Genomic DNA, 16,597 nt, shown 5'->3' with positions numbered 1-16,597 from the left:
CTTCTTCTTCACAGAAATCCCCCTTTTTCTCTTCCTGATATATGATCAGTAGTCTACTAGACTAGCAAATCCATGTATGATAAAAATATGAACGAACGTAAATACAACGTTATATTATCACTCCAGTCACAAAATAGTCAATAATATTCGGAAAATTTAAAAATTAATAATAGTATAGTCGGTCTTAGGGGGAATATCTAGAGGGAGTTGAGGAAAATTTTTGTGCAATAGCTTTCTGACATGAGGATAGAAACCGTGAAGGGGATTGTTGAACTTGTACCACCTTGTGAACTCCACCCAAAAAAGCGCTCTCCCTACAAGGGTAAGCGCTTAGAAAACCTCAATCTATTAAGATCGCATTCCGTAACTGGAAAGCTCTTTGAAAATCCTGTGTGCATCGCTCATCATTCTTTCCAGAAGCTCCTCTACCGTTGGAATATCCTCTACTAGTCCTGACACCTGCCCGCCGTTTATGAAGCCCTGATCCAGTTTCCCTTCAAGGGCCCCAATCCTGTGATAATCCTCGGAAGTCATGTGGTTGAACTCATCAGGGGCGACCCCCTCCAGCTCTTTTTGAAGCAACCCATCTGCATAAGGTGTCTTCATCACACGTCTCACCCTGCCGACTGAACGGCCCACGATGACTGTGCTATCGTCTTTTGCATCCACCAGGGTGGATTTATAGTTTTCATGAAATGGAGCTTCCTTGGTCGCGATGAACCGTGTCCCCATTTGAACTCCGCTCGCACCAAGGGCAAGCATGGAAGCAAGTCCCCGTCCATCACCGATCCCTCCTGCAGCCACTACCGGGATCCTTACAGTATCAACGAGCTGAGGAATAAGAGCCAGAGTGGTCGTTTCCAGGTTGGAGTTGATCCCGGCGGCTTCATACCCTTCCGCGACGATCACATCCGCACCTGCCTCTTCCCCTTTCTTCCCCTGTTTTTTCGAAGCGACGACACATATCACCTTTACGTTGTGTTCGTGAAAATAAGGAATAAAGGGAGCTGGATTTCCCGCTGATATGGAAACGACCGGTATGCCGTGTTTTACGACGAGCCTGATCATATCCTTCAGGTGGGGAGTGATAGAAACCGGTATGTTCAGGGCGAAAGGTTTGCTGGTTCTCTTTTTCGTTTCAATGATGATCCCTTCCACTTCCTCCACGCCCATGGTTCCGACCCCGATCGTACCAAGTGCTCCTGCTTCAGAGATTGCCGCCGTCAACGGGGCATTGCTGATGTTCCCCATGCCACCTTGAATGATAGGATATTTTATATGTAAGACGTTCGTTAGGTTATTCATTATAATCCCCCTTCGTTAAATTTATGTTATACTTTTTGGGATTGGTCGGCAAGAGCCTTCGTCAAATTCAAGAGGTCCGTCCCTCAAAAAACCACCTGCCGATTCAAAACGGCAGGTGGTTTTTTTCAATCAAGCAATAACGGATGTGTCATCACGTTATAGCTCACATCTTTGTTCTTCAGTTCGTTTCCGTCTTCAAATACACTTTCAAAGAATCGGGATGCCGGTTCTGCGAGTTCTTTGTAGTATTCTCCGAACAAAGTGGCTGCGTGGGCTCCGAGCCATTTTTCGGGCAGGAGTTCTTCCGGAAGCCCTGGGTCGACGAAGAGGAATTTCCGGTATTCATGGACGAGCTTCGTTCTTTCCACGAAGCATTCGGCGTCGCTCATTTGCCCTTTACTGATTTTACTCTTATCAATCATGTATTGTTGGCTGTAACGGGAAATGAATTCCTGGTATCGGTCATTGATTTCGTTCAGGTCCCAGCTCTTTTCTATTAACCGCTGATTTTCATTAGGACCTTTATGTTCTGCGATGAAGAAATCGACGTACTCTTTAATATCGTACTTGCCGATAAGGGATTGTACCTGCTTCTCCAGGTTGTTCGGAGAAATCCACGTACTCGTCGACAGCGTTCCAAAACCGCTCCAAACCAGTTCTTTTCTCAGCTCATCACGGATACTCCTGATTTCTTCAGGAATGGAATACATGAGGATCCTCCATTTTCCGTCCCATTGCTCAGGCTTCAGCTTAAATATCCTGTTGGCCGCTTCTTCCATGCGGACCTCACCGCGTTCAGTCAGGGAGTAATAGCTTTTGTTCCCTTGTTTCTCTGCCTGTACCCATCCCTGCTTGTTCATCCGGGAAATCGCGGCACGGACGGCCTGATCATTATGACCAAATTCATTCAGCAGGCGAATCAAGCTGCCGATCCATATTTTATTTCCGTAGTGGCGAATATAGTCCCCGTATAGTGTAAAGATCATTGATCTTGTATTCATTGCTGCCTCTCCTTTTATCCTATCGCATTCATTTATGACGTTAATTTTACGTTTAGTAAATATAATAGCATAAAAATTCCTGAAAAATAAATGAATATTCTTTATCTTAAATAATAAAATAAAAAATCAGGCTCCCCCAAAGAGCCTGTCCCTCAATGATACACCCTCAACATCTCCAGCATCTTCACAAAATCATACGTGTTCACGACCTTTTCCTTGGACCAGTTTGCCTCGATCCAATTTACAAGCTCCTCCTGGCTGTTGAACACTTCCCCGCTCGTGTCCGCCTTCCTGATCATAAATCTGCCGTTATCTTCATCTGCGACGACGAGACAAGGAATTTCGCTTTCGACTGTCATGATTTCAAATTCCATCTTTATCACCTCACGTCTATCCTTTCTAAAAAGGGAACCTCTTAATCACAAAAAGCCCTGCAAAAACAGGGCACTTACGATTCTATATTCTCAACGAGGGTTGCGATTCCCTGACCTACTCCGATGCACATAGTGGAAAGGCCATATCGTACTTTCCTCTTCTTCATTTCATAGAGAAGGGTGGTAAGGATACGGGCTCCACTTGCCCCAAGCGGGTGACCGAAGGCGATGGCTCCCCCGTTGACGTTGACGATTTCTTCGTTCAGTCCAAGTTCACGGATGCAGGCGAGGGACTGGGCCGCGAAGGCTTCATTCAGCTCCACCAAGCCGATCTGATCAAGGGCGAGGCCTGAACGCTTCAGGACCTTCTGTGTGGCATAGATCGGACCCAGTCCCATGACTGAAGGCTCAAGCCCCGCAGTGGCTGACGTCACGTAGCGGGCGAGGGGGGTGACGCCTAATTCTTCCGCCTTTTCCCTGCTCATGAGAAGAAGGGCCGATGCCCCGTCATTTACACCGGAAGCATTCCCGGCAGTCACGGTCCCCCCCTGGAACAGGGGCTTAAGTTTCTGGAGCTTCTCACTATTGGTGTCGGGTCTTGGGTGCTCATCCATCATAAAGGTAGAGACATTTCCTTTGCGGTCACGAAGCTCCACCGGTACAATCTCTTCTTTGAAACGTTCTTCGTCCATGGCACGCTTCGCCTTCACCTGGCTCCAATAAGCAAAGTGATCCTGTTCTTCACGTGAAATACCGAATTGCTTCGCCACGTTTTCAGCCGTTTCCGGCATGGAGTCGGTCCCGTATTTTTCTTTCAGACGGGAGTTGACGAAGCGCCAGCCGATCGTCGTATCGAACATTTCCATATTGCCTCTCGGGAATTCTTTTGAAGGCTTGGCCATGACGTACGGGGCACGCGTCATACTTTCGGTTCCGCCTGCAATGAAGACCTCCCCTTCTCCTGCTAAAATGGCCCTTGCTGCATAGTTCACAGCGTCCAGTCCCGATCCGCACAGACGATTGATGGTCGTCGCACCGACCTCGACAGGAAGACCCGCAAGGAGAGTCGACATCCGTGCGACATTCCGGTTATCCTCTCCGGCGCCATTGGCGTTTCCCAGTACCACTTCTTCAATCGTATGGACGGGTACGAGGGGATTCCTTCCTACCAGGGCTTTTATTACATGAGCCCCCAGGTCATCAGGACGCACTTCTTTTAATGCTCCTTTATATCTTCCGATCGGGGTCCGGACGGCATCGACAATGACAACCTCCCTCATGATTGGGGCTCCTTTTCTTTTGTTGATGAATAATCATAGACCCCTTTGCCTGATTTTCTGCCAAGGCGGCCTGCCTTCACGTACTTCTCTAACAATGGTGCGGGACGATACTTCTCGCCAAGCTTTTCGTGAAGGTACTTTAAATTATTCAGTCGTGTATCCAATCCGACTAAATCACCGAGTTCAAAGGGACCCATTGGGTAGTTTAAGCCAAGTTTGATCGCTTTATCTATTTCCTCGGGAGACCCGAGTCCTTCCTGAAGCATGTAGAAGGCTTCATTCCCGACGAGTGCCGAGATCCTGCTTGTAACAAACCCCGGGAATTCATTGATGACCACTGTCTCTTTCCCCATCAGGCGGGCCACCTGCCCGATGACCTCCGCTGTTTCATCACTCGTTTCCAATCCCCTCACGATTTCGACGAGTGGCATTTTATGTACAGGATTGAAAAAGTGCATGGCAATCACTTTATCCGGACGTTTCGTAAAGGATCCGATTTCAGTCGGACTCATGGTGGACGTATTGGTCGCCAGATAACAATACTCAGGTGCATGGGCATCCAGTACCTCGAATACGCCACGCTTGATATCTGTCTTTTCCGGAACGGCTTCGATGACCACGTCGGCATCCCTGACGGCAATCGATAGATTCGTTGAATAGCTCATCAGCTCTTTTGCTTCTACATACTCCTGCTGTGTAAGCTTGTTTCTTTCAATCCCCTTCTGGAGTAAGAGCTCGATTTCTTCTCTCGCGTGATCCAACTGCTCTTGTTTAATATCAACCAGTGTGGTTCTGAATCCTCCTGTTGCACTTACATAGGCAATCCCTCTACCCATCACACCAGAACCCACTACCACGATATGCTGTGTCATCCTTCATTTCCCCTTTCTTGCAATAAGGGGTTGACCTTGTTAGGACAACCCCTCTTTGATGTTTTTTATACTCCAAATGGATTTAACGGACGGTTTCCGAAGTACGAAATGATACTCTTCGTTTCAGTATACAGATCAAGCGTTTCTACACAGAGCTCACGGCCGAACCCGGACTGCTTGTAGCCTCCGAATGGAGTCCCCGGGAATGCCGAGAACGGGCAGTTCACCATGACGATACCTGCCTGGATCGCCTTCGATACTCTTGTCGCACGCCCATGATTCTGGGTCCAAACCGCTGAACCGAGACCATATTCACTGTCGTTTGCCAGTTTGATCGCTTCTTTTTCATCCTTGAATTTCATCACAACCACGACAGGGCCAAAGATTTCTTCTTTTACAACCTTCATATCGTGGTTTACATCGGTGATGATCGTCGGTTCGTACCAATAGCCGTTTTCGAAGCCTTCAACCTTGGCCGGGCTTCCTCCAGCTAAAATCGTTGCTCCTTCTTCTTTGGCCGACTGGACATATCCATCAATTGTATCCAGCTGACCCTGGTTGATGATCGCCCCGATATGTGTTCCTTTGTCATGAGGATCGGCAAGTTTCAGCTTCTTCGTCTTCTCAACGAACTTCTCCATGAATTCATCATAGATATCTTCGTGCACATATAATCTGGAACGCGCTTCACAGGACTGTCCTGTATTATAGAAGATTCCGAACAGGGAACCATCCACAGCAGCATCTATATCGGCATCATCAAACACGATATTCGGGGATTTCCCGCCTAATTCGAGAGTGACCCTCTTTAATGTTTGAGATGCTTTTTCCATGATGTTTTTTCCGATCGGAGTGGAACCTGTGAAGGCCACTTTATCAACCTTTTCATGCTCCACTAAGTAATTACCTACTGAAGAACCCGCTCCCGGAATGACGTTGACGACCCCTTCAGGTATTCCCGCTTCAATACAGATTTCACCCAGTACAATGGCAGTCAGGGGAGTAAGGGTTGCTGGTTTCACGACGACCGAGCAGCCTGCGGCAATGGCAGGGGCGATTTTCCATGCAGCCATCATTAATGGATAATTCCAAGGGATGATCTGGGCACAGACACCGACCGGTTCTTTCTCTGCGACGTTTGTGAATTGACCCGGTACGTTATTGACGGTTCCGCGGTGACCCACGATCGCGCCTGCATAGAATTCGAAGTCTTCGATTGCCTGCATCACTTGACCTTGTGCCGCGGATAACGACTTTCCGCTGTCCATGATTTCAAGGGATACAAGTTCATTGAAACGGGATCTCATAATGCCTGCAATTTTATTGAGGACACGGGAACGTTTATTGATCGGGAACTTCTTCCACTTACCAAAGTCGAATGCATTCCTTGCTGCCTCTACCGCTTTTTCCGCATCTTCTGTTGATGCCAGTGAAACAGTGGCGATCGCCTCACCTGTTGCCGGGTTGTATGTCGTGAAGGTTTCCCCAGAGGTGCTTTCCATACGCTGACCGTTGATCACCAATGAATAATGCTCTCTTTTCATTTCAAGGACTTCAAAGCTTTGCTCTTTTACTGTAGACATAACTCCATCTCCTTAATAATTGAATTATTTTCCGTGAAAGGCTGGTTTTCTTTTCTCCATGAATGCTGATACACCTTCGCGATGATCCGCTGTCTTGCCTGCGATCCGCTGGGCACATGCTTCTTTTTCCAAGTATTCGTTAAAGGACAGATCCGCACTTCCCTTTAATAAGCGCTTCATCAAGCCGATTGCCTTTGTCGGCATGGAGGCGATCCTTTCGGCAAAGGCTCTCGTCTCTTCATGCCACTCATCAAGTGAAATGAGTTTCGTGACAAGACCCAGTTTTTCCGCCTCATCCGCTTTGATTTTCTCTCCAAAAACGGCCATCTCAAGGGCTTTGGCATATCCAACAATCTTCGATAAGTAATAGAGATTCCCTGAATCCGGAACGAGTCCGACATGCACGAATGCCTGAACGAAACTCGCTTTCTCTGACACGAGCCTGAAATCACATGCAAGTGCAAGGCTGAACCCCGCTCCTGCCGCCACCCCATTGACAGCGGCGATGACAGGTTTTTCACACTGCTCGATTTCCTTCACCATCGGTCCGTAATGATTCCGCAGCACTTCACCGTGATCCATGCTTTCATCCACTTCACTCAGATCCTGCCCCGAGCAAAAGGCCCTGCCTTCCCCCGTGATGACGATGGCTCTCACTTCTTCATTTCGCGAAGATTCTTTTACCGCCTTTTGGATTTCCAGATTCAGTTGACGAATGAACGCATTCAGCTTATCGGGACGATTCAGGGTGATCCAGGCTACGTTATTTTTCACTTCATAGGTAATCGTTTCAAACATACTGCAGCCTCCTTATTTTCCTTTGAAATCAGGTTTGCGTTTTTCCACGAAAGCCTTCATGCCTTCTTTCTGGTCTTCCGAGGCAAAAAGCAGATAGAAGTTCTTACGCTCATACTGCATTCCTTCATAAATCGAGGAATCCACGGCTTTATGTACAGACTCCTTGATCAAGCGAAGGGAAAGCGGAGGCTTGGCAGCCAGTTTCCTCGCAAATTTCTCTGTTTCTTCCATTAATAACTCTTTAGGGATCGTCCGGTTGATGACTCCCCATTGGAGTGCTTGGGCGGCTGTAAACATATCTCCTGATAACAGCCATTCCATAGCACGGGATTTACCGATCAGCTTCGTGAGCCTTTGTGTCCCCCCTGCTCCCGGCATGACCCCTAGATTCACTTCGGGAAAACCGAAGCTTGCATCTTCCGTTGCGAATAAAAGGTCACAGCAAAGAGCAAGCTCAAATCCCCCACCTAATGCAAACCCCTGGACCGCTCCGATAATCGGTTTCTTGATCCAGGCCAGACGGTCCCATTCGGTGAATTGATTCAAGAGCTCCAGATCAATGGCCCCGTCCTCTGCCATTTCATCAATATCGGCTCCTGCTGCGAACGCTCTTCCCCTGCCGGATAACACCATCACTTTCACATTGTCGTTCCGGTCAAACGCTTCAAAAGCACGGACCAGCTCCGATACCATGGGACGATTGATGGCGTTCAGGACTTTCGGTCTGTTCAGTTCGATGAAACCAAGTCCGTCCCTCTCGCTCACTGTGATATATTCGTACTCTTTATTCATTCACTTCTTCGCCGATCATAAGGGTGACAAGATCTGCTGCAAAGCCCATAAGGTCCTTCCCGGAAGCTTTTCCTTCGTCTGATTTCATGGCTGCCTTCAGTGCTTCATGGCTTTCGTAGTACATTTCACACATTAAGTAATATTTTCCTTCCCCGCCCATCGGAGATCCGACAATGCGTGTGACATCCATCTTCTTCAAGCCGGGAATCTTCGCTGTAATCGGACCGTGGGTATTGAAGTAATGCTCATCGAATTTCTCTTTATTTTCAGGGTGCTTATATAACGCGATCAGTTTTACCATAATGGAATCTCTCCTTTAATTTTCAGTAGTTTACTAGATTTTCACATCATCGTGGATATGGGTTTCATGGCTTCGAACGGGTTCCGGCACTGTTTGCAGTAGAGGATGCTTCTGCAGGCGGTGGGCCCGAACAGGTTCTCCATGGATGTATAGGGGGAATCACAGTACGGGCAGTGAATCTTCCAATCTTCTTCCCCTGTAAAATGTTCCGGCGGCGGCGCAATGCCGAAGTCCTTCAGCCGCTCCCGTCCATTCACCGTCAGTCGATCCGATGTCCATGGCGGAGAATAGACGAACTCCACCTGTATGGACCTTACGTCCAGTTGTTCCCTGCACGCCTTCTCCACATTGCCTTTAATAATGTCCAGTGCAGGACAGCCTACAAAAGTGGGAAGAAGCTCGATCACAAGATCCCCTTCCTGTTGATCGACGCGATTGACCATTCCGAGATCCACAATGCTGATGGAATCGATTTCAGGATCTTTCACTGTTTGAAGAACATCTAAAACGGTTGCAGTCATTTACCCTCATCCTTTACCAGCTTGCAGCCGGATTTGTTTGATAGACTTCGCTTAAGGTCGAAAGTGCCGTATCCAGTTCAGGGGTGTGTTCACCTAAGCGTCCATTCCCCTTTTTCATGCTTACCATCGGTGGAAAGGATAGTTGACAGGACCTGAAGACCGGCTCGAGGGCGAGCTCCCAACGCTTTGTTAAACTTTCTTCCCCTTCTATCAAAGCCATAAGGGACATTTCTTTCCCCTTTGGCCCCAGGGTCAGGACTCCCGCGAATTCTTCCAGCACTCTTTCCATTGCCTTATTCATACGCTCCCTTGCTTCCCCGCCTGCATTCATCAGCTGTATGAACCAGGTTTTCCAGTGAAGCAGGTGGTAGTACAATTCTGTGTTGATCTTGACGGCCATCTCGGCTAGTGGTTTATAGGAAGAATTCTTAAGCGCATCGATCCGCACTTTTTTCGCCACACTGTAAAAATAATGACGCACCACAGCAAAGGCCCAATCATAGCGTGGTTCTTCCATGTAGTTTCCGGGTCCGTTCACTTCTTCAAGGAGAATGGCATTTCTTCTTTCTGTCGCTTTCCGACCATGTGCGAGATGGTCCTGATCGCCTTCTCCCAACTCTTCAAGAAGCTGATAAAACATGGTCGCGTGCCCCATTGTGTCCTGGTTAATGGATGAAAACGCTACATCTTCCTCGATATGGGGAGCGAGCCCCAGCCATTCAGATCCCCGGTAAGCAAGGATAAAATCGTCATCAGCCAGCTGATATAAGAGGTTCAAGAGGGCTTCCTTGTAATCTGCATTCGGAATGTCCTGTGGACTTTTCACGTTCATTTCTTCTTCACCAACTCTCCCCACGACATGATTTCTTTCTCATCAAGCATTTCCTGTTCGTACTGTCTCCACTTCTTTTTCAAATAGCCGTAGCCCTTGGCGTTACGGTAATCTTTATTATCAAGACGGGAGACGCTCTCTCTTTCTTCAGGCGTCATCATCCGGACATCCGACCGTTTCACTACCCATATATCCGAAACTGGTTCTCTTCTCATGAAATTCTCTTGAGCCATCACCATGGCAAGCTCATGGTTGGGAGCCAGCAGACTGAACTGATGTTGCATCTGTGCCCCGTCCGACCGTTTACTGAACACTTCAAACTCCTGATAAAAGTTCTGACCCTTGTCTGACATCTCTTCTCATTCCCTTCTAACTTACTCGGTCACCAGGGCTTAACGCTTCCCGGACCCACGCATTGTTATCGTAGGATAATTCCCTTAAACGGAGGCGGTCCTTCGATTTAGGCCCGTTGTTGCGAATGATTTCCTTAAAGCGGCTCCAGTCGGGCTGCTTATAGATCCATAAGTTCTGTTCTTCATCAAAGTACATCGTTTCATCCGGGAGCGTCAGTCCCAATGACAACATTCTTGGAACATATTTCGTGAAAAAGTCCTGGCGAAGCTGTTCATTCGTTTTCGTTCGGATGTTGTATTTGATGGTAATATCCTGTTTCGAAGAGCCCGTTGTCTTCGCATCACCCGGTCCAAAGAACATCAGGAGCGATTCCCACCAACGGTCCACCGCATCCTGGACCAATGCCCTCTGATCCGGTGTTCCTTCTGCGAGAGCCATGATGATTGCCTCACCATGCTGGGCATGGAATACCTCCTCGGCACAAATCCTTTTCAGCGCCCTGGCGTACGGTCCGTAGGAAGCATGAAGCATATTCGTTTGGGTAATGATCGCCGCTCCGTCCACGAGCCAGCCGATCAATCCTGCGTCCCCCCAGGTCGGTGCCTCCATATGAAAGACGTTATGAAACTTTAAGTCTCCGGAAAACAAATCTCTCATGATATGCTCTCTCGTTTTTCCGTAAGGCTTCATCAAATCTTCTGCTACACGAAGCAGAAGCTGTCCGTGCCCCATTTCATCCTGAACCTTTGCCATGATCCCCAATTTTCTTCTGAGGGTAGGTGCTTTCGGGACCCACTCCTTCTCAGGGAGTGCCCCCATGATTTCACTGATGCCGTGCATGGAGATCAGCTTGATCAGCGCATTCCGGTATTCATCCGGCATCCAATCATCGGCTTCGATCTTTTCGTCATTTTCGATCTTTTTCATAAAATGAGCCATACGCTCATCTTCCGTCAATGGTTGATTTGTCAATACGTCACTCATTGCAGCCCCTCCTTCATCACACCATTTCCACGTTATAGCGAAATCGTGTGATAGTTATTTTTTTCAAAAAAATTTATTGAAGCATGGCTTCTCCCCTAAGATCGACAATCCGGATGGCTTTTCCTTCCGATCGGGGTATTTCCCTGGGAGCTCTCACTTTGACATCCATGGAAACATAGCAACGATCCTTCATCAGGCTCTTCACTTTTCTTTCCAGTTCATTCAGCAGGTCGTGATGTAAGTCGTTCGATACCCCATTGAAACATTCATCCGAAACCTCAACCTGCAGCTCCACCAAATCCAGTGCCCCTTTTTTCTTTAAGTGAACTTGATAATGTGGTGCAAGTTCATTTATCTGAAGCAGAAAATGCTCCATTTCAGATGGAAACACGTTCACTCCCCTGATGATGAGCATGTCATCGACTCTTCCTTTCACCCTGGACATCTTCACCGTTGTTCGTCCACATGAGCATGTTCCGTGCCGGATCGAAGCGATATCGCCGGTCCTATACCGGATGATCGGAAAGGCTTCCTTCGTTAAGCTCGTAAACACAAGCTCCCCGACTTCCCCTTCCGGCAGGGTCTCTAACGTATCAGGGTCAATGACTTCCACGAGGAAATGATCCTCTGCAATATGAAGACCGTCCCGTGCTTCATGACATTCCATGGCAACCCCGGGACCGATGACTTCACTTAACCCGTAAATGTCGCATGCTTTAATATCCATCTTCCGCTCCAGCGTCTTCCTCATCGAATCCGACCACGGCTCGGCCCCGAAAATTCCATACTTCACAGAAAGGGAAGCCGGATCCTTTCCTTGTGCCTCCATTGATTCAGCTAAATTGAGAACGTAAGAAGGCGTACCGCATATGATGGACGGCTTGAAGTCTTCCAATAATGTGATCTGCCTGGACATGTTTCCTCCTGACACCGGAACCGTGATCATCCCGAGCTTCTCACTTCCATAATGCAGGCCCAGTCCGCCGGTAAAAAGGCCATATCCGTATGCGTTATGCAGGACATCCCCCGGTTTCCCGCCTGCCATGGCGATGGCACGGGCGACGATGCTCCCCCACATATCAATATCATTCTGGGTATAGCCTACGACTGTGGGCTTCCCGCTCGTACCGCTTGAAGCATGCACCCTTACCATTTCCTCACGCTCTACGGCAAACAGGCCGAATGGATAATGATCCCGAAGGTCTTTCTTAATTGTAAGCGGTAACATTTTTAAGTCTGACAAAGACTTTATATCCTCCGGCTTGATGCCCCTTCTCTCAAACTGTTCCCGGTAAAAGGGAACTCTCTCGTAAACGACTGAAGCAACATGTTGCAGTCTCTCTAGCTGAAGGCGCTCCATTTGCGATCGACCGGCAGTTTCAATCTCATGCAAAATCAATGTATCGGCCTCCCTGTCATGATATAAAAATATATTTATATAACGTTATTAATTCGTTTATAAAAATTTGTGTTATATTTAACTACTCAAAAGATAACGTGTCTGCTGAAAATTGTCAATATATTTTCAGAAAATTTAATCAAAGTAAATGCGTTGGCGGCCAGGTAAGAAGCGAGCTTGTGGAAAAGTAAAGCAGGACATCTCACACCAATACAGAAATCTTATATATGACAAGTTCTAAAAGGAGGGAAAAAAAATGACCACATTTGAAGGAACGAAAGAAATACAAGCATTAGAGTTGGAAATCATGGAAAAGAAAAAGCAGCTTGCACAGCTACGCAAAGAACAAGCGCCACAAAAGGTTGAAAACTATCTCTTTTTTACAACAGATCAAAAAACCGTTACACTCGAGGAACTTTTCAAGGACAAGGATGAACTTATTATCATCCATAATATGGGGGGGAATTGTCGCTATTGTTCCATGTGGGGGGATGGCTTTAATGGGGTGTATCATCATTTGTTAAGCCGATGTGAATTTGTTCTATCCTCTCCAGACGATCCGACCGTTCAAGAAGACTTTGCGGCTTCAAAAGGGTGGACCTTTCCGCTTGTATCATCGAAAGAAAACACGTTTTCACAAGACCTCGGATTTAAAAACGAGAAAACCTTCATGCCTGGAGTATCCACGTTCAAGAAAGATGAAGAGGGTATGATTTATCATTTCAGCTCTGCTTACTTCGGGCCCGGGGACGAATATTGCGTCATTTATTCCTTACTGGATTTATTACATGCTCCATCAGAAGATTTTGTCCCTCAGTTGAAGCATAATCATCGTTCACCCTTTCAGCTCACTCATAATGTTGCAATCGGAGTGAAGCATTACCCTGAGGCGATCCAATTTTACACGAATATCATTGGAATGAAGGTTGAAAAGCAGGGACAAAAGGAAACAAAGTTCTCAATGAATGGCCGGAATTTCTTCATTGAAGATAGTGATCATAACACCGTGCATTTCGAGTTCGCTGTGGATGATTTTGAAAGAAGTAAGCAAAAGCTCCTGGACAGCGGCTGCAGGGTAGACCACGTCTATCATTCGAAAAGTGAAATGATATCGGATCCTTTTGGATTGACGTTTCATTTGTATGAGGTACGAAAAAACAATTAAATAAAAAGCCTGCCCTGAAATCATCCAAGGCAGGCTCTTTCCATATTATTCAGTAGCCGGTTTAAGGATGGTCTCTTCCTTTTCCGCTTCTTCCAGTAATTCTTTATCACGTTTAATCTTCCCGTTTCCAACCGACAGGGCCACTCCGACGCCGATGGCAATGAAGATCAGACCTGTTAAGAAGACGCTTGTGAACGCATCGGACCAAGCGGTTTCAATCGAAGCGATCACGATGCTGCCGATTTCTTTCGGTACTTCCAGTAATCCTGGTGTCACAAGGAGTCCAAATAGCGCATCCGTCTTTTCGCTTAACCCGCCAAGGATCTGAGCTGCCGCAGGATTATCCTGCTGTGCCGCCACATCCTTCATATTTTCCTGAAGAGATTGATTCATCACAGCATTTAATACGGTGATCCCGATCGTCCCACCGATGGAACGGAAGAACGTTGCTGAAGATGTTACAGCCCCAAGTCTCGATTTAGGGAATTCATTCTGAACCGCGATCATAAGGGTCGGCATGACAAGCCCCATTCCGAATCCCATCACAATCATATACATATACGCTGTATACTCCTTGGAAGCAGGGCCCATCGTACTCATCAGGAAGAATCCAGCCACGGTGATCAGCATACCAGCCGTCAACACTGTACGGTATCGCAACCTTAATAATAATCTGCCGCCGATGATACTTGCCGTGATCAATGCGATCATCATCGGCGTCATGGTGGACCCGGCTTGAGTCGGTGTGACCCCGAGGATCCCCTGCATGAACATCGGTACGAACATGATCGCTCCGAACATCCCCAACCCGAGAAGGAATCCAAGGGCATTCGTCGTGGCGAACACCCGGTTTTTAAACAGGGATAAATCAAGGATCGGTTCCTTCGCTTTGTTTTCAATGAAACCAAAGACCAGAAGCAAGACGATGGATCCGCCAAAGAGCATGAAGCTCGTTCCTGACATCCACTCGAATTTATCCCCACCGAAATTCAGTCCGAGCAATAGGAGGACCAGTGCCGGGATCAGGGTGATGATTCCCAGGTAATCAATGCTTACCTTATCCGTCAGGCGACCGGCATTTTCATATTTCAATCCGATGAATAATAGTAGTGCTGATAACAATCCAAACGGTACGTTGATCAAGAATATCCAGTGCCAGCTGATTGTATCAACGATGAAGCCGCCAATGAACGGCCCGATGACCGAGCTCAATCCGAATAAAGCCCCGAACACACCCTGCCACTTTGCACGCTGCTCAGCAGTGAAAATATCGCCAATGATGGTTTGGGATAAAGGCATGATCATACCCCCGCCGATCCCCTGAAGGCCGCGGTACAGCACGAGCTGCTCCATGGAAGTGGCCGTGGCACATAGACCTGACCCGATAATAAAGATGATGACTCCGATTAAATACAATAATCGTCTGCCATATAAATCCGATAATTTCCCTACGATCGGTGTAACCGTTGTGGAAGTGATCAGATAAGCCGTGGTTACCCACGCAAAGATGGAAAACCCGTTCAATTCTGCGATGATTGTCGGCATCGCGGTACCGACCACCGTTTGTTCAAGGGCACTAAAGAACATACCGATGATCAGACCGGTCAGAACTAAACGTTTATTTATCCCTGGTTGTACTGACATATGTTTCTCTCCTTATTCTTCTGTATTGTTCTCAACGGCTGCAGCGAGCTTTTCGTAAATCGTTACAAGCTGATCGACATCAGCCTCATCCAGATAGGCGAGGTACCGGGAGAAGATTTCTCTTCTCTTCCTTTTCGCCTTCTCGAAAATCTCCCGACCGAATGAGGTAAGTTCAAGCTTCACAATCCGGCGGTCACTCTCATCTCTCTGCCTCGAGACCAGATCATTCTTAAGCAGTCGATCGATCATGACCGTGATGGCACTTGGCTTTACATCTAACTTCTCAGCAAGCTCCGTGGATTTCATATCATCTGAAGTCGACAAAAGATATAGTATGAAAAACTGAGGACCTGTTAAATTCATATCTTTCAATGCAACTGCCGTTTCCTGCTGAATATGGCGATTCGTTACGTGAAATGCTGTAAACAAGCGATCTATATAAGAGTGTTGGATCTGTTCCAGGTCCAAGATCATTCCCCATTTCTATTTCTATTCAACCATTTAATATTTAACCTGTTTAAATATTAATGACCTTATGTAAAAAAGTCAACATTTTTTTCTGCCCTATTTTCGGCAGCGGAGATTTCCGAAAACATGCATTATAAAAACTTTTTCATCATGAAAATCCCGGGACCCACAATTTTGTATCAGCCCCTTTTTCGTATATGATGGATGTCAGGAAATTATTGATTGAATGGATGATGATGGTGAAAAAGAGACAAACCGCAGAGTTAAGAGTATATGGGCATTTGAAGGACGCCTTGCTTGCCAGAAAAATCGCACCGGGTACACAGCTTGTCGAGCAAATCATCTCTGAAAAGATGTCCGTGTCAAGGACACCGATCCGCCATGCGTTGAAACGCCTGGAATCAGAAGGACTCGTTAAGCTCATCCCGAATCGGGGTGCTTTCGTCGTTCATCCGACAAAAGAAGAAATCATTTCTTTCTTTGAATTAAGAAAGGAACTGGAATTTTTAACGGTGAAATATGGTCTTCCTAGAGTGAGGAAATCGGATTTACAGAGGCTGCATACCTTCCTCGAAGATGAACAGGAAACGTACAAACAGAAAGACTTGTTAAAGTATGTGGAGCTCAATAAGCAGTTTCATCTGTTCCTCGCAGAAGTCAGCGGCAACAAGTTCCTGATGCGTTATATGGATGAAATGCTGACTCAATCCAATGTATATCTATTCTTATTCGATGTATTCTATCATGTAGAGCCAGGGGAAAACGTCCGTTTCCGGGAACATGAAGAAATGGTAAGGGCCATTGAAAATAGGGATCAGCAGGCGCTCCTTGAATTGATCGACCTACATATGAAGCACAGCTTTGACGATTTGCGGATGGAGGATCATGGATATTCGACACTCGAATCGGTATTGACAGAGTAGA

The 16,597-nt window shown here is 47.0% G+C and carries 18 protein-coding genes; 2 read left to right on the top strand and 16 right to left on the bottom strand.

Going from position 1 to position 16,597, the window contains the following annotated elements; translation table 11 throughout:
* Positions 1 to 348: 348 nt before the first annotated feature.
* The 14 genes from V8G47_RS11350 to V8G47_RS11285 form a co-directional block, all read right to left on the bottom strand.
* Positions 349 to 1,305 carry an NAD(P)H-dependent flavin oxidoreductase gene (locus V8G47_RS11350; RefSeq protein WP_336200207.1) on the bottom strand — a complete coding sequence of 319 codons (957 nt, stop codon included), beginning with the start codon at positions 1,303 to 1,305 and terminating at the stop codon, positions 349 to 351.
* A 125-nt stretch (positions 1,306 to 1,430) separates the two neighbouring features.
* Positions 1,431 to 2,306, bottom strand: a complete 876-nt coding sequence (gene paaX / locus V8G47_RS11345; RefSeq protein ID WP_336200206.1) for a phenylacetic acid degradation operon negative regulatory protein PaaX — start codon at positions 2,304 to 2,306, stop codon at positions 1,431 to 1,433.
* A gap of 152 nt (positions 2,307 to 2,458) precedes the next feature.
* Entirely contained in the window at positions 2,459 to 2,680 is a 222-nt protein-coding gene (locus V8G47_RS11340) for a hypothetical protein (protein ID WP_219167958.1), read from the bottom strand.
* A gap of 74 nt (positions 2,681 to 2,754) precedes the next feature.
* On the bottom strand, positions 2,755 to 3,960 hold the full coding sequence (locus tag V8G47_RS11335) for a thiolase family protein (protein ID WP_336200205.1): 1,206 nt from the start codon (positions 3,958 to 3,960) through the stop codon (positions 2,755 to 2,757).
* Positions 3,957 to 4,832, bottom strand: a complete 876-nt coding sequence (locus V8G47_RS11330; RefSeq protein WP_336200204.1) for a 3-hydroxyacyl-CoA dehydrogenase — start codon at positions 4,830 to 4,832, stop codon at positions 3,957 to 3,959. Before V8G47_RS11330 ends, V8G47_RS11335 begins: the two co-directional genes overlap by 4 nt.
* A 65-nt stretch (positions 4,833 to 4,897) precedes the next feature.
* On the bottom strand, positions 4,898 to 6,415 hold the full coding sequence (locus V8G47_RS11325; RefSeq protein ID WP_336200203.1) for an aldehyde dehydrogenase family protein: 1,518 nt from the start codon (positions 6,413 to 6,415) through the stop codon (positions 4,898 to 4,900).
* 24 nt (positions 6,416 to 6,439) lie between these two features.
* Positions 6,440 to 7,213 carry an enoyl-CoA hydratase-related protein gene (locus V8G47_RS11320; RefSeq protein ID WP_336200202.1) on the bottom strand — a complete coding sequence of 258 codons (774 nt, stop codon included), beginning with the start codon at positions 7,211 to 7,213 and terminating at the stop codon, positions 6,440 to 6,442.
* A 12-nt stretch (positions 7,214 to 7,225) separates the two neighbouring features.
* Positions 7,226 to 8,005, bottom strand: a complete 780-nt coding sequence (locus tag V8G47_RS11315) for an enoyl-CoA hydratase/isomerase family protein (RefSeq protein ID WP_336200201.1) — start codon at positions 8,003 to 8,005, stop codon at positions 7,226 to 7,228.
* Positions 7,998 to 8,306, bottom strand: coding sequence for an EthD family reductase (locus V8G47_RS11310; protein WP_034760972.1), 309 nt, complete (start codon positions 8,304 to 8,306; stop codon positions 7,998 to 8,000). Before V8G47_RS11310 ends, V8G47_RS11315 begins: the two co-directional genes overlap by 8 nt.
* A gap of 41 nt (positions 8,307 to 8,347) precedes the next feature.
* Positions 8,348 to 8,827 (bottom strand): 1,2-phenylacetyl-CoA epoxidase subunit PaaD, encoded by a 480-nt coding sequence (gene paaD / locus V8G47_RS11305; RefSeq protein ID WP_336200200.1) that lies wholly within the window; start codon positions 8,825 to 8,827, stop codon positions 8,348 to 8,350.
* Between the two features lie 13 nt (positions 8,828 to 8,840).
* Complete coding sequence (paaC, locus tag V8G47_RS11300) at positions 8,841 to 9,659, bottom strand: 1,2-phenylacetyl-CoA epoxidase subunit PaaC (RefSeq protein ID WP_336200199.1); 819 nt, start codon at positions 9,657 to 9,659, stop codon at positions 8,841 to 8,843.
* Entirely contained in the window at positions 9,656 to 10,012 is a 357-nt protein-coding gene (gene paaB, locus V8G47_RS11295) for a 1,2-phenylacetyl-CoA epoxidase subunit PaaB (protein ID WP_034760966.1), read from the bottom strand. Before paaB ends, paaC begins: the two co-directional genes overlap by 4 nt.
* A 16-nt stretch (positions 10,013 to 10,028) precedes the next feature.
* Positions 10,029 to 10,997: a 1,2-phenylacetyl-CoA epoxidase subunit PaaA gene (paaA, locus tag V8G47_RS11290; protein WP_336200198.1), complete on the bottom strand. Its 969-nt coding sequence runs from the start codon at positions 10,995 to 10,997 to the stop codon at positions 10,029 to 10,031.
* A 73-nt stretch (positions 10,998 to 11,070) separates the two neighbouring features.
* The gene (locus tag V8G47_RS11285; RefSeq protein WP_336200197.1) at positions 11,071 to 12,396 is read right to left on the bottom strand and encodes a phenylacetate--CoA ligase family protein; all 1,326 of its coding nucleotides are present in this window, start codon (positions 12,394 to 12,396) and stop codon (positions 11,071 to 11,073) included.
* Positions 12,397 to 12,652: 256 nt separating this feature from the next.
* On the opposite strand from V8G47_RS11285, the gene V8G47_RS11280 reads away from it, so the two are divergent.
* Positions 12,653 to 13,561 (top strand): DUF899 family protein, encoded by a 909-nt coding sequence (locus V8G47_RS11280; protein WP_336200196.1) that lies wholly within the window; start codon positions 12,653 to 12,655, stop codon positions 13,559 to 13,561.
* A 45-nt stretch (positions 13,562 to 13,606) separates the two neighbouring features.
* Here the strand turns inward: V8G47_RS11280 and V8G47_RS11275 are convergent, their stop codons facing one another.
* Both V8G47_RS11275 and V8G47_RS11270 read right to left on the bottom strand, forming a co-directional pair.
* Positions 13,607 to 15,205 (bottom strand): MDR family MFS transporter, encoded by a 1,599-nt coding sequence (locus tag V8G47_RS11275; RefSeq protein ID WP_336200195.1) that lies wholly within the window; start codon positions 15,203 to 15,205, stop codon positions 13,607 to 13,609.
* 12 nt (positions 15,206 to 15,217) lie between these two features.
* Positions 15,218 to 15,673: a MarR family winged helix-turn-helix transcriptional regulator gene (locus V8G47_RS11270; RefSeq protein ID WP_336200194.1), complete on the bottom strand. Its 456-nt coding sequence runs from the start codon at positions 15,671 to 15,673 to the stop codon at positions 15,218 to 15,220.
* 239 nt (positions 15,674 to 15,912) lie between these two features.
* Here V8G47_RS11270 and V8G47_RS11265 point away from each other — a divergent pair, with 239 nt between their 5' ends.
* Entirely contained in the window at positions 15,913 to 16,596 is a 684-nt protein-coding gene (locus V8G47_RS11265) for a GntR family transcriptional regulator (protein WP_336200193.1), read from the top strand.
* Position 16,597 lies beyond the last annotated feature (1 nt).

Origin of the sequence: Rossellomorea sp. LJF3, from assembly GCF_037046045.1 — a bacterium.
Classification (GTDB): domain Bacteria; phylum Bacillota; class Bacilli; order Bacillales; family Bacillaceae_B; genus Rossellomorea.
The sequence above is the reverse complement of the archived record's forward strand: the minus strand, read 5'-3'. Positions and strand labels throughout refer to the sequence as shown.

Coding starts and splice junctions, on each gene's coding strand:
- V8G47_RS11350 (WP_336200207.1), bottom strand. CDS start 1,305: ATGAATAACCTAACGAACGTCTTACATATAAAATATCCTATCATTCAA.
- paaX (WP_336200206.1), bottom strand. CDS start 2,306: ATGAATACAAGATCAATGATCTTTACACTATACGGGGACTATATTCGC.
- V8G47_RS11340 (WP_219167958.1), bottom strand. CDS start 2,680: ATGGAATTTGAAATCATGACAGTCGAAAGCGAAATTCCTTGTCTCGTC.
- V8G47_RS11335 (WP_336200205.1), bottom strand. CDS start 3,960: ATGAGGGAGGTTGTCATTGTCGATGCCGTCCGGACCCCGATCGGAAGA.
- V8G47_RS11330 (WP_336200204.1), bottom strand. CDS start 4,832: ATGACACAGCATATCGTGGTAGTGGGTTCTGGTGTGATGGGTAGAGGG.
- V8G47_RS11325 (WP_336200203.1), bottom strand. CDS start 6,415: ATGTCTACAGTAAAAGAGCAAAGCTTTGAAGTCCTTGAAATGAAAAGA.
- V8G47_RS11320 (WP_336200202.1), bottom strand. CDS start 7,213: ATGTTTGAAACGATTACCTATGAAGTGAAAAATAACGTAGCCTGGATC.
- V8G47_RS11315 (WP_336200201.1), bottom strand. CDS start 8,005: ATGAATAAAGAGTACGAATATATCACAGTGAGCGAGAGGGACGGACTT.
- V8G47_RS11310 (WP_034760972.1), bottom strand. CDS start 8,306: ATGGTAAAACTGATCGCGTTATATAAGCACCCTGAAAATAAAGAGAAA.
- paaD (WP_336200200.1), bottom strand. CDS start 8,827: ATGACTGCAACCGTTTTAGATGTTCTTCAAACAGTGAAAGATCCTGAA.
- paaC (WP_336200199.1), bottom strand. CDS start 9,659: ATGAACGTGAAAAGTCCACAGGACATTCCGAATGCAGATTACAAGGAA.
- paaB (WP_034760966.1), bottom strand. CDS start 10,012: ATGTCAGACAAGGGTCAGAACTTTTATCAGGAGTTTGAAGTGTTCAGT.
- paaA (WP_336200198.1), bottom strand. CDS start 10,997: ATGAGTGACGTATTGACAAATCAACCATTGACGGAAGATGAGCGTATG.
- V8G47_RS11280 (WP_336200196.1), top strand. CDS start 12,653: ATGACCACATTTGAAGGAACGAAAGAAATACAAGCATTAGAGTTGGAA.
- V8G47_RS11275 (WP_336200195.1), bottom strand. CDS start 15,205: ATGTCAGTACAACCAGGGATAAATAAACGTTTAGTTCTGACCGGTCTG.